Origin of the sequence: Limnohabitans simekii (SeqCode), assembly GCF_965234735.1 — a bacterium.
GTDB lineage: Bacteria > Pseudomonadota > Gammaproteobacteria > Burkholderiales > Burkholderiaceae_C > Limnohabitans > Limnohabitans simekii.
The window spans coordinates 344,127-356,133 of record NZ_OZ248540.1 but is presented as its reverse complement, the minus strand read 5'-3'; the positions used below and the strand labels follow the sequence as shown (position 1 = coordinate 356,133).

Below are 12,007 nucleotides of genomic sequence, written 5' to 3'. Positions count from 1 at the left end.
CCAAAACAATGATCGGAAATTTACACAAACCAATGTCACGCACACCGCTTGAAATTCAATCAAGGACTTGCCATGAATTCATTGATCCAAAACATCCAACAACTTGGCTCTCAAGAAAAATTGCAGCTGGTTGAAGACTTGTGGGATTCCCTGGAAACAGAATCAGTTCCCCCTATTTCAGACAGCTGTTTTGAAGAATTGCACCGCCGATTGGCTTGGTCCCAAAACCATCCAGACAGCGCTGTTTCCATCCAAGACATTGCCCAGCAACTTGGGGTTAGGCTTTGACCTTTATCGTTAATTTCAACCCTGAAGCCTCTCAGGATGTTGAAGCGGCATTTGCTTGGTACGAACGATTGCGCTCAGGATTAGGAGACGCCTTTGTGAGAAGCGTTGCGGCTGGTTCTGAAAATTTGTCCCGAAACCCTGAACGGCATCCCGTGACACGAGAACCCTTTCGCTGGTTGAAATTAAGGCGCTTCCCCTATGGCTTGCACTATTACATTGAAGGAAAAAAGGTGATCATTCTTGCTTGCTTGCATTTCCGTCAATCTGCTGAGCGTTGGCCCAACAAGGATTGATCCCCCATGCTGATCGACTTCTTCTACACCTTGCGCTCGGCCAAACTGCCGGTGTCCGTGAAGGAATACCTCACGCTCTTGGAAGCGCTGCAAGCCAATGTGGTGGGGCCGCAAAGCGAATCGAGCAGCATGGACGATTTCTACCACCTGAGCCGCATGATTTTGGTGAAGGATGAAAAGCATTTCGACAAGTTCGACAAAGCCTTTGGTGCGTATTTCAAAGGCGTGGAGATGCTCACCGACTTCACTGCCGATGTACCGCTGGAATGGCTGAAGAAAACCCTGGAAAACGAACTCACGCCCGAGCAAAAAGCCGCGATTGAAAAAATGGGCTGGGACGAGCTGATGGAAACTTTGAAGAAGCGCTTGGAAGAACAAAAAGAGCGTCACCAAGGCGGCAACAAATGGATTGGCACCGGCGGCACCTCGCCGTTTGGCAATGGCGGCTACAACCCACAAGGCATCCGCATTGGCGGCAAAGGCGGCGGCAAAAGCGCTGTGAAGGTGTGGGAGCAACGCGCTTTCCAAGACTATGACGACAGCGTCGAGCTGGGCACACGCAACATCAAAGTGGCGCTGCGCCGACTGCGCCGCTTTGCCCGCGAAGGCGCGGAAGACGAGTTCGATTTGGACAACACCATCCGCAGCACAGCCGCCAATGCGGGCTACTTGGACATCAAGATGCGGCCCGAGCGGCACAACAACGTGAAGCTGTTGTTGCTGATGGATGTGGGCGGCACCATGGACGAACACGTGTCACGGGTGGAAGAGTTGTTCTCAGCGGTGAAAGGCGAGTTCAAACACCTGGAGTTTTTCTATTTTCACAACTGCGTGTATGACTTTTTGTGGAAAAACAACCGCCGCCGGTTCGCCGAAAAATTCGACACCTGGGACGTGATCCGCAAGTACAACAAAGACCACAAACTCATTTTCGTGGGCGACGCCACCATGAGCCCGTATGAAATTTTGCAGCCCGGTGGCAGCGTGGAATACAACAACGAAGAAGCCGGTGCCGAATGGCTGCAACGCTTAACCCACGCCTACCCCAAGTTTGCGTGGATCAACCCCGAGCCGCTGGGTGTGTGGCAATACCGGCAAAGCATCAGCATCATCCAACAGCTGGTCAGCAACCGCATGTTTCCGCTCACCCTCAAGGGACTGGAAGACGCGATGCGGATGCTAAGTAAATAACTGACCCCATCCAATCGGATTCAATATGCACGGTGTTGCGCCAGCGCTACCCGCTTAGCTTTCCTTTGGGGTTTCGGCATCCGCTGCCGCTTTTTGTTGCTCCCGCTTGAGCTTTTCTTTTTTCAAGTCGTGCCATTGGTGCAGCGCGAACACAAACACCAGCCCAAAAACGCCCAGCTCAATCCACATGCCCATGAGAAGCTCCCTGTGTCTTTATTCGTGACAATCTGCGCAAACCCCAAGCCTACAATTCTCTGCCAGCCACCGTAGTTCAATGGATAGAACTCTCCCCTCCTAATACTACTTTAGTACTCTTATATTTCTGTTGGTTATCTGCACGCCACCCAATTTATCCAGACTTAAGGGAATCCATTAACGTGGGGATGGAATGGGTGTGCCCAGTTCAACCCCAGTACTGATTGCCGCACAGAAACCAATAACGGTATAGCAACTTAGTGCCACTTAAAACTTACCCGTTGTCTTAAAGAATAAAACCGTTGATCGTTCATGTTCTCAACAGATGAACACGAAATCAACAGGTGACACTTTCAAAACTACAACAACAACGACTGGTTGAACTTATCCGGTCTGATCACGGTTGTACCTTGCACAAGAGTCAATTTATTGAAGTTGTATTCATGTTGATTGAGAACATTTCTGGTTTCGAAAATCCTGACACAAACGCAACCAGTGAACTTATCAATAAACTTTGGAGAACTTACCGTGACAAAAACAAACAGTGAACAAACCAAACCAGACGATCAAACCAACACCACTGAACAACCAGCGATTCCTAGCGATCCAGAACTGTACCAACGAGCCATTAACGATGGAAGAGAACAACTGGTCCAACAGCGCAGCAAAGCAGCTGCAGCAAGAACAATCTATCAGATCCTTCAGAACGAGAGTCGAGATGTTGTCTTAAGAGCATTCATTGAAGGTGCAGATATCACCATTAAAGGGTCCCCAACCTACTTTTACAACATCACCCGAAAACTTAAGCGTCAGAACAAGTCAAATTCCAACAGATAGTATTTCTTAGCGATTAACCATCCATACAGTTTAGAAGGGTGTGCCACCCTTCTAAACATCAACTTCGTTGATTTATTCATTTTGCAAACAATAACTTAACACTGTTTTCCCCGTTGTCCAAGGAACGCCTTTCATTGGAATATTCCACACATCAGTGAATTAATCACCAATCAAGGGGCGACTAACAATGGCAGTCACAAAACGAGATGGATCCAAGTTTTGGTACATACAGTTTCAATTCAACGGTAAGACATTCATTAAGTCATCCAAGACAACAGACAAAAAACTTGCTCGTGATCTGGAATCCCAATGGAGGATGCAGTTAATCAAACAGCATCAACTAGGGACTAAAGCACCGATCGACATTCCAAAGGCATTCCAAATCTTTACCAACTCTAAAAAGGACATTAAGACACATCCTCGACTGGTGTCCTATTGCGGTTATGCAATTAAGTATTGGACGCATTTGGAACATATACACCAAATCAGTACCGAGGAAATTGAACAGTACCGAAATCACCTTCACTCAATTGGACTTTCCAACGCAACGATCAAACACAAACTCCACCCTGTTGGTGCCACGATCAAGTACGCCAAGAAACTAGGGTACCAAACGTCTGAGGTTGAAATACCAAGGGTCAAAGTATCCAAAGGACGGTTGAGGTATCTGACAGAGGGTGAAGAGCAAAGACTCCTTGTTGAGGTCAACCCCTACCGTGACGTTGATGGTATGCCTCCCTTCAATCAGCGCAACAATATCGTCAAGCAGCAGATGATTGACCTGTACCACCTGATCATCCTGTTACTGGACACCGGTGCCAGACACAGTGAAATCTGCAACCTGAAGTGGGAGAACATTGATCTAGAGAAAAAGACTATCGCCTTATGGAGAACCAAGGTTCAAAACGAATCAGTTCTATACATGACGGACAGGGTGGTCAATGTCCTGACTGAGCGCTATAAGAAACGAATCAGCACCTATATTTTCACGAGTAAACAGGGAAATGCACGTCGGACACTTACACATGTCATTCAGAGAGCATTCAAGAGAGCAGGACTTGAGGGATGTTCAGCACACACCCTCAGACACACACACGCCACCAGACTGATCCAGAATGGACTAAATCTCTATGAGATCAAGGAAATACTGGGACATGCAGATATCCAAACCACGATGCGATATGCCCACATCGAGCAAGAACAAGTCTCCAGAAAAGCAGTCAATGTGATCAATATTTTTAACACCAAACAACTTACTGCAACCGATCAATGAACTCACAAGATTCATCATTGATCAACCGAATGGACAAACCACCCTTTTCGAACTTAAACAATAAATCATCAATGTCTAATGACGGTATGCACTCACCTTTAACTTTGTGCAATAAATTAACAACACGTTCCGTTGGAAGGACTTGATGCGACAAGTATTTCTTTTTCGAACCATTTTCGACATCGGTCTTGACACAAGGGATGCCAACACTTCTTAAAGAATTAGCAAACTCTTCATTAGTAGCTCTTGAGAATCTGATGCCAGCCTTGCGCTGCTTAAACGCTGCACACAACATTTGTCTTAAACGCTTCACATCACCGTCAGTTTTCTTAATATATTTGCCAGCTTCTCCAGACGCACTTGACTTCGTTTCAACATAACTGGACAGTATTTTTAAATCATCAACTTTTTTAATGCAACGAGGTGAATTCTTATTAAAGTCATCAAACGTTTCACGCATCATTGCAAATTGCTCAGCCGTGGACCATGGTTCAGTACTAAATGCAATGTGATCGTACTTAAGGGAGTGTTTAATGCCAAAAGGACGTCGTTTCCAGTCGTATTCCATTTTCAAACGCTTGGTCACTACCTTCTCAACCAAGTCCGCACCATATTCAATCATTTCCCTCAAACCCGTGGAACCCTTAATGTCTATTTCTGATTCAGTTGTTCGGTCAAAGAAGTAATTGATGATTTCATCATTTTGGTCCTCCTTTTCCTCAAACTCTGGTGGTGTCCAGATGCCACCTTTTGCCAATAGAACATTAGGGTGTGAATCCCCAAAGTCACCAGTATCTAACGTTGCCTGTCCACGTGTTCTCCAACCAAGAGGGGTTTTAACCTGATGCTTTATCTCAAGCACTTGACTTGATCCAGACAATATTTCACGTTGTTGCCTGTACAAATGACATAAATGTCCTTTTGTCGCTTCAACCGATTCAGCATCGTTGATCGTCGACAAGAACCCGTCCGTTGTGCAACTGAATACAGTTTTATCAGATGGAATTGAGTTCATGACCTCACCGAGTACAGCACGGACAAATGAAGTGATGTATGCCGCAAAGTATGCGTTAGTGATTCGACTTGGTGGCAACAACTTTGTTTGACGGTCCCTTAAGTCATAAACCCGTCTTTCTCTTAGTCCTTGAGCAGTTTTTCCATAGGTTGAGTTACTGATTTCCTTCCAAAATAAACCCTGTAGAGTTTTACTCCCAGCTTTATTTCGGCGCTCAATACATTCCTTAATGAACCCCTCAAAAACTCTTTGACTTTTGTCTGTTGGAACGATCACACCATGTGTGATCGTTAGCTTCGCTCCAACCGCTTTTGCCAAGTAAATTTCAGGGGCAGCACATTCGGTTTTCCCTTTCAATGGAAAAATTAATCCATTTGCAGTTCTGACTGGTAACGTTGGGAATCGACAGTCTTTGGGAAACTCAAACTCAACTGATGCAAAACCTAAAGTTTCAGAAGTGAACTCATCAATGTTTAAAGTTTGATACGTCCCATTCCAATCAGGCATACCGATTAAAGACATAGCAGTGGGGTATGCAGAGGACAAGTCATAGTCAGACCATTTATCTGGAAATCCTGGACCAAACCAAAACTGTTCGTTTCTTCCACCGTGATAACAGTCTGTTGCAAATGCTTCGTTGTAACGGACATGAGGCAGGTTGACTTCAACAGTCCTTTTTTCATAGTAGCCTTTGCTTTTGTTAAAGACCTTTTCAACAACAGCTTCTTTTCCTAAAACTGCCAATCGATCAACACCGCTTTCAGTCCATTTCTTTTCTAGTAAATCAATTCCGATACCAGTTAACGTCACAGGAACCTTAACCTTGCCAGTCACACTCTTGTACTCTGCCATTACTTTTTCAATGTAATGGACACAGATTTCTGCATCAGTTAAAGCATATCGTTTGAATAATTCCCACTGATCGGACCTAACACGGTCCATGTTCCTGATCAGCTTTTTATAAATTGACCTGTCAGGAGACAACTCAACCTTCTCAATCCCAACTAATTCACCAATCTTCTTCAAACTCCTCGAAGATTGAGGTGTCAAAAGCATCGTGTCACGGATATGGATCATCAGTTTGTTTATCTGACCATCATCAGTAGGTATCTCGACCTTTAAAGCTTGATCAATCGAGACAAATGTGTTCCTGACTGCGAAGAACTGGTTATTAATTTGTGCAAAGTTTGCAAAAGCTGGAATGTCAGCTCTTGTGAAATGACCAACCAAATATATTTTGGATGAAATTGACTTCAAACCATGCAACCGTGCCCCTGAACCAAGTACAAACAGCATGAACTCTTGCAGAGTTAAACGCTGATCCTTTTCAGGACAACAAATTCCTTGCCACACGACACCATCAATTGTTTTTGCATAGAACTGATAAGACAAAATCTCTGATATCGCCTCACCGTCCTTGATCTGTTGACCAGTGACAGCACTATCAGGGGTCTTGTATTCAGTATCAAACCCAACAATCAAGAAATTGTCAGGGACATTGCTTTTCTTAGAGGGTTTGACATAAGGAGCCAAGTCACCCGACTCCAACCAAACCTCAATTTGATCACTGGGTTTATTGTGTTCGGGGGGTCCAATCCAATATTGTTTTCTCATAGTGATTCCATCACCTCAATACAGTAAATGTTTCAACACTCCTCCCATATATAACTTTTACTGTACCTTAAACGATATTAAGTATAGTAAATCATTCATATGGGAGGAGTGGGAAGACTTTTACTGTTGTTGTAGATCCAATCCTGAAAGTCTATATCTGTTCATTGGATTGTTACCCTACCAAAACCCCTCAGAATTGATTAATCCAGTCTTTATTCGGTTCTGAGTACCTCGGTGACCCCCAGAATTTCATTCTGTATTACACGGTTCTATTGATTATTACTTTTAATTATAAAGAATACATTTTATATTATAGAATAGTATATCGAATCATAGACTGTTCAACAAGGTGCGGTTTGACGAAATTCGAACCTGACCCACTAGACGGTTTCTTTCTAAGAAACCGTCTGGTCATCAAAACACCCTGATTTCAGTGGCTTAACCAGCTGGTCTCTTTCTACTGTGGTAGGTTTCCAGCTTCAACTGGTCGGATGTTCCACCTTTTTGACTGGTGGGAACTGGCTGTTGAGTGGGTTGTGGACTCTGTTCTCGGTGTTTCAACCATTGTTTAAACGTCATCATTGAACACCTCCCTCTCAAGCAGAACAATCATTGTCTTGGAGTCTGGTGACATTGCGAACTGATAGGCAAAGTCATCAAATTCATAGAGCGACTTGATCAGTCTGTCTCTAGTTACCCTCAGTCCGTAGTTGCGGCATTCATCTAACCAAAAATTAAAGTCATCTTCTTGTTGCATTGATACCTCCTGAAAGAAGGTATTTAGATAAAAAAAAAAGACCCCAGAAGGGGTCTTAAAATTAAATATTTAACAATTTAACTTGTTTCAGTTAAATAAAATTCACCAGGATTAAATTGGACTAACTCACACAGTCTCTCTAAATCATTATCTATTACAATATCATTAATAAAATCATCACTGATATCACAGTTATAAAAATTTGTAGTTAAATCATTAGTTTCATTGCCATAATCAGGATTCTTTATTTTATAAAAACATCTATTGAATCCAATTGAACCAACATACCTAATCAAAGTAACTTGTCTGTCAATTTCTTCAATTTTAATTAAAGCTTGACTTGATGAAGCTATGTGGATTAATTTTTCAATGATTGGCAATGGTAATCCACTGGAGAATTCAAATACAATGAGAGTAACTCTTTGATCATTATGAATTTTAGATTCAAAAGAAACCAGATAGCCATGAATAGAACCCCAGTTATCGTGCTTCCATTTAATTTGATTTTTTGTACTAAAAATTTTAATCTCTTGTGGAAGAGCAATAATTGATTCAAAATCAATTTCCTTAGTTCTGGTGTTAATAATATTTTTTAGTTTATTTAACCCATCAAGTGAAGTAATTAAAGATAGAGATATTTTTACTGAATTTGACATTATATTTCCTTAAAAAGTTTGAAAAAAAAATGTGATTTATTTTTAAATCACAATGTAAGTATGACAAAATAACTCTTTGAAAAACATTGACTCTTCACATGTTCCTTTTGATGTGTTAACGTTAAATTATGAAAAGCAGACATTTCCCATTTGCTCACCCCACTTTTGGAACACAGACGAATCCAAAATCCTCATCACATTGGAAAAAGTCGGTCTATTATTGGTGGTTTGAATACCTGCGACGTAATGAGAAATACAAATTAACTTGTGAAAATAACGGTTCTGGTTACTGCGAAGAATTATTTAAACTCTTTGGAGATGTCACATCAACGGATTTTAAAAACTGGTGGATTAAGGACAACAGAGGGGTGACATTATTTGCAGAACCGCTGAAACGATCTATTGTATTAATAAACACTAAATCTGAATTATCTGAGTTGTCAATGCCGCAGTCTATTAATTTAAACGTACCGCTTGATCTACCAATAAACCAACTTGTAAAAGATTTTAGAAAAATCGTATCAAAACACCATAAAAACAAGAAGGGAACCAGAGCATCTAATTACTCAAAAGCTAAATTTATACCATCAAAGAAAGTAGACGTGAAATTTCTTGAAATTGCACTTATTGTTTGGGATGAAAAGCAAAATAACCCTAATAAACCATTTTGGCAAATTAGTCAGGATATGAAGTTGAACATCAAAAATTTAATTCGCTCAAGTGACACTCCTGCAGCCATTACAGACAAAAAGAATATATTAGCAGCTACTGCAAGTCGATATTATAAAAAGGCAACTGACATGATTGAACTTTCTTCACGCGGTAGTTTTCCAAATTTATAGTGAAGCAGGTTAAATTTATACTTTATATTATATTCAATTTCTATATTCTTTATTCATCTCAAACATAGTGAAGTATTTTTTCTCGACTACATTTTTCTATCACCCGAATCAATTCTTCGAATTCTGTCTTAGACATTCTTGAATAAATTTCGATTCTATTCATTTTCTCAAAGCCATGAAGCTACTATAAAGAATTGCCCTCCACTAAAATACCCACAAAGTGCACTAACAGCAGGTATGGAGGGTAGTAATACAGTGAAAATCCAAATCTCAGAGGTAGGAGTTGTAACTTCTGCTGAAATAGTTATATCATCTGGACTGGAAACACTTTATACTGCTTGAAAAAGAAGTGAAATGAACCCATTGCTGTCCAAACTGATAGTGCCAATCAAACAGTTTTTCCAATCTTCTCTTTGGAAAAATTTGGTGGGGTGGGGCGTTTTGTTTGTTTTTTTAGCTCTGCCTTTGATATTGGGCTATTTGTATCCCAAAGCAGTTGCTTTAGGCTATATAGTTTTTTCAATTTTTATAATTGGTCTTATTTATTCTTTCTACATTGAGACAAAAAGAAAAATTGAGGCGGGAGAACAGACATACAAAGCTACCTATGTCATATTCAAAAGCATGAATTTATCGTTTGACTTTGGTCGACAACTTATAGCCCAATTAGTTATCTATTTTCTTGGTATTTGTACTTTTGTAGCGGCAATAGCCGTGATAGGCGGAGTCATTGGGATATTGGTTTTTGGATGGAAACAACTATTATGAGCAAGCACACTGTGGGCTGTTCTGATGCAATCTAACAAGAGTTGCATACATATATATGTATGTAATACGATTTATTCTACAATTGGTTTGATGATTAGAAGGTTAAAAAATCAATCAAAGTCAAAAGCTAGTTCGTAGTAAGCTTCACTAAGTTGCACTTCTTCAGATGATTTGGATGGTTAAAATATGAATACACTTAAAATCGCTTTACTTTCGGCTTTATTTGCATGTTCAGTTAATTCAAATTCTAGAGAGTCGTTGACTGATGACCAAATTAAGCAACAGATGATCAATCAATCAATCGCTTCATATCCATCTGTTTGTGCATGCCCTTACAGCGTTGCAAGAAACGGATCATCATGTGGGGGTAGAAGCGCTTATTCAAAAGCTGGGGGTTACGATCCACTTTGTTATAAGACAGATATAAATAATTCAATGCTTAGAAAATTTAAACGTCAAAATAATTTATAAATTACTTAAGTAAAATTCAATACCGACAAAGCATCAGCATCATCCAGCAGCTGGTCAGCGACCGCATGCTCCCGCTCACACTAAAAGGCTTGGAAGATGAGATCCAACTGTTAAGCTTATGAGCAACTGATTGTCTGATTCAGCCTGCTGCTTTTCACGCTTCAGTCGCTCTCTTTTCAAGTCACTATTTAGCAGCAAAAAAACAGTTCTCTAATAATAAAATATCAGATTCTAATACCTTTTTAATTTTTGATTTCTTCAGAAATATTTTACTTTCAGGCATCAAATTTTTTAATATATCCATATTTGATTCTTTATCTTCTTCAGATTGTATAATATCAGAATTTTGGCAAATGATTTTTATTTTACTTTTTTGTTGAATCATTGCAATGTTAGTAATATTAACTATATTTTCTCTTCTACAAACATTTCTATTATTTCCTGCCGCTGGATTTGTATCTGAAATACACTCATTGAAAGAGTCATACCAGTATCTAAAACCAAATATAGCAGGATTACCGTAATATGTGCGATTGGTAAATGTGATTTTGTTAAAAACAATTGATCCATCAAGTATTTCTAAATCTGTGTCTTTATATATTTCGTTAAATTTTAATATATTTGTTTTGTGTATTTTAACAATATCTGAGAGTGCAATATTGTTTTGTACTTTCTTCTTGCCGCCTCTTGAAGCATAAAATGACGCCATTGAATTTTTGAAATCCTTTTCAATGGAAACACAAAGAAGCACTAACTCAGGTGAAGATGGCTTTAGTCCAAGACTCATTAAAGTATTAATAGTAATAATTTTCTTGTATGCTTCTTTAACATTTATATTAATCTCTTCTTCGGTATTTCCTGCTTCAGTTATCAGATATTTCTTGTATTCAATAACAAAATCTTCTGCTTCTCTTTTATTGAATTGAGATGAACCAATGTCTATACATTTTCTTAATTCTTTTATATACACTAGGGGTTCAAGATCCTGTTTAATTGCATTGTTCACAATTTCTGTTTTTGGAGTATTTGATTGCTGAGAACTTTGTGCAACTACTTGTTGTACTTCTAAAGAAGGAACAAAGTTGCCATCAACCCATTGACCTTTGTTGATGATTGAACCATCTTTGTCATAAAAAGTGACATAGCCATATACATTCTTGAATTCACCCAAATGTTTTTTACCGTCTGGATATGTCAGAGAACCTTGCCCGTGAAATTGGTTGTCCTTGAATTCACCCAAATGCTTTTTACCGTCTGGATATGTCAGAGTACCTTGCCCGTGAAATTGGTCGTCCTTGAACTCTCCCACGTACTTGGCACCATCTGGAAATGTAATATTACCTTGCCCGTTACGTAAGCCGTCCTTGAATTCACCCACATACTTTCTACCGTCTGGATATGTCAGAGTAGCCTGACCGTGAAAATGGTCGTCCTTCCATTCACCCACATACTTGCCACCATCTGGAGATGTATAAGTACCTTGCCCGTTACGTAAGTCGTCCTTGAATTCACCCACAGACTTGGCACCATCTGGATATGTAATAGTTCCTTGCCCGTTAGCTTTGTCATTCTTGAATTCACCCACATACTTTTTACCGTCTGGAAGTGTAAGAGTACCTTGCCCGTGAATTTGGCTGTCCTTAAACTCACCCACATATTTTCTACCGTTTGCAAAAGTGGTAGAACCAAAACAATTAGTCCACATAGCTTTATCACCACCCTGACAAGCAGGTAAAGAGCTTTGCGCAAAAGCACCCCCGACCATCAGAACAAAATAAATGTAAAGTAGGTTATTTTTCATAAAAGT

General features: G+C 40.2%; 13 protein-coding genes. 8 read left to right on the top strand and 5 right to left on the bottom strand.

What is annotated here, in order from left to right:
- Positions 1-48 precede the first annotated feature (48 nt).
- Genes AC8GFP_RS01805 through AC8GFP_RS01795 form a run of 3 tightly spaced genes read left to right on the top strand, consistent with a single transcriptional unit; the run spans position 49 to position 1,772 of the window.
- Positions 49-288, top strand: a complete 240-nt coding sequence (locus AC8GFP_RS01805; protein WP_506609668.1) for an addiction module protein — start codon at positions 49-51, stop codon at positions 286-288.
- Positions 285-581: a type II toxin-antitoxin system RelE/ParE family toxin gene (locus AC8GFP_RS01800; protein ID WP_506609666.1), complete on the top strand. Its 297-nt coding sequence runs from the start codon at positions 285-287 to the stop codon at positions 579-581. Before AC8GFP_RS01805 ends, AC8GFP_RS01800 begins: the two co-directional genes overlap by 4 nt.
- Before the next feature lie 6 nt (positions 582-587).
- The gene (locus AC8GFP_RS01795; RefSeq protein WP_506609664.1) at positions 588-1,772 is read left to right on the top strand and encodes a vWA domain-containing protein; all 1,185 of its coding nucleotides are present in this window, start codon (positions 588-590) and stop codon (positions 1,770-1,772) included.
- Positions 1,773-1,826: 54 nt separating this feature from the next.
- Here the strand turns inward: AC8GFP_RS01795 and AC8GFP_RS01790 are convergent, their stop codons facing one another.
- Positions 1,827-1,967: a hypothetical protein gene (locus tag AC8GFP_RS01790; RefSeq protein WP_506609663.1), complete on the bottom strand. Its 141-nt coding sequence runs from the start codon at positions 1,965-1,967 to the stop codon at positions 1,827-1,829.
- A gap of 528 nt (positions 1,968-2,495) precedes the next feature.
- On the opposite strand from AC8GFP_RS01790, the gene AC8GFP_RS01785 reads away from it, so the two are divergent.
- On the top strand, positions 2,496-2,804 hold the full coding sequence (locus AC8GFP_RS01785) for a hypothetical protein (RefSeq protein ID WP_506609661.1): 309 nt from the start codon (positions 2,496-2,498) through the stop codon (positions 2,802-2,804).
- Between the two features lie 316 nt (positions 2,805-3,120).
- Positions 3,121-4,077 (top strand): tyrosine-type recombinase/integrase, encoded by a 957-nt coding sequence (locus AC8GFP_RS01780; protein ID WP_506609659.1) that lies wholly within the window; start codon positions 3,121-3,123, stop codon positions 4,075-4,077.
- On the opposite strand, the gene AC8GFP_RS01775 is transcribed toward AC8GFP_RS01780, so the two are convergent.
- The 3 genes from AC8GFP_RS01775 to AC8GFP_RS01765 form a co-directional block, all read right to left on the bottom strand.
- Positions 4,058-6,706, bottom strand: a complete 2,649-nt coding sequence (locus AC8GFP_RS01775; protein WP_506609657.1) for a DNA polymerase — start codon at positions 6,704-6,706, stop codon at positions 4,058-4,060. The genes AC8GFP_RS01780 and AC8GFP_RS01775 overlap by 20 nt on opposite strands.
- Before the next feature lie 568 nt (positions 6,707-7,274).
- On the bottom strand, positions 7,275-7,463 hold the full coding sequence (locus AC8GFP_RS01770) for a hypothetical protein (protein ID WP_506609655.1): 189 nt from the start codon (positions 7,461-7,463) through the stop codon (positions 7,275-7,277).
- A 77-nt stretch (positions 7,464-7,540) separates the two neighbouring features.
- On the bottom strand, positions 7,541-8,119 hold the full coding sequence (locus AC8GFP_RS01765; RefSeq protein WP_506609654.1) for a hypothetical protein: 579 nt from the start codon (positions 8,117-8,119) through the stop codon (positions 7,541-7,543).
- Between the two features lie 128 nt (positions 8,120-8,247).
- Here AC8GFP_RS01765 and AC8GFP_RS01760 point away from each other — a divergent pair, with 128 nt between their 5' ends.
- The 3 genes from AC8GFP_RS01760 (at position 8,248) to AC8GFP_RS01750 (ending at position 9,729) form a co-directional block, all read left to right on the top strand.
- Positions 8,248-8,961 (top strand): hypothetical protein, encoded by a 714-nt coding sequence (locus tag AC8GFP_RS01760; RefSeq protein ID WP_506609652.1) that lies wholly within the window; start codon positions 8,248-8,250, stop codon positions 8,959-8,961.
- Positions 8,962-9,099: 138 nt separating this feature from the next.
- Positions 9,100-9,303, top strand: coding sequence for a TonB family protein (locus AC8GFP_RS01755; RefSeq protein WP_506609650.1), 204 nt, complete (start codon positions 9,100-9,102; stop codon positions 9,301-9,303).
- Positions 9,304-9,315: 12 nt separating this feature from the next.
- On the top strand, positions 9,316-9,729 hold the full coding sequence (locus AC8GFP_RS01750; protein ID WP_506609648.1) for a hypothetical protein: 414 nt from the start codon (positions 9,316-9,318) through the stop codon (positions 9,727-9,729).
- 655 nt (positions 9,730-10,384) lie between these two features.
- Here the strand turns inward: AC8GFP_RS01750 and AC8GFP_RS01745 are convergent.
- Positions 10,385-12,001, bottom strand: coding sequence for an MORN repeat-containing protein (locus AC8GFP_RS01745; protein WP_506609646.1), 1,617 nt, complete (start codon positions 11,999-12,001; stop codon positions 10,385-10,387).
- Between the last annotated feature and the right edge of the window lie 6 nt (positions 12,002-12,007).

Coding starts and splice junctions, on each gene's coding strand:
- AC8GFP_RS01795 (WP_506609664.1), top strand. CDS start 588: ATGCTGATCGACTTCTTCTACACCTTGCGCTCGGCCAAACTGCCGGTG.
- AC8GFP_RS01790 (WP_506609663.1), bottom strand. CDS start 1,967: ATGGGCATGTGGATTGAGCTGGGCGTTTTTGGGCTGGTGTTTGTGTTC.
- AC8GFP_RS01780 (WP_506609659.1), top strand. CDS start 3,121: ATGCAGTTAATCAAACAGCATCAACTAGGGACTAAAGCACCGATCGAC.
- AC8GFP_RS01775 (WP_506609657.1), bottom strand. CDS start 6,706: ATGAGAAAACAATATTGGATTGGACCCCCCGAACACAATAAACCCAGT.
- AC8GFP_RS01770 (WP_506609655.1), bottom strand. CDS start 7,463: ATGCAACAAGAAGATGACTTTAATTTTTGGTTAGATGAATGCCGCAAC.
- AC8GFP_RS01765 (WP_506609654.1), bottom strand. CDS start 8,119: ATGTCAAATTCAGTAAAAATATCTCTATCTTTAATTACTTCACTTGAT.
- AC8GFP_RS01760 (WP_506609652.1), top strand. CDS start 8,248: ATGAAAAGCAGACATTTCCCATTTGCTCACCCCACTTTTGGAACACAG.
- AC8GFP_RS01750 (WP_506609648.1), top strand. CDS start 9,316: ATGAACCCATTGCTGTCCAAACTGATAGTGCCAATCAAACAGTTTTTC.
- AC8GFP_RS01745 (WP_506609646.1), bottom strand. CDS start 12,001: ATGAAAAATAACCTACTTTACATTTATTTTGTTCTGATGGTCGGGGGT.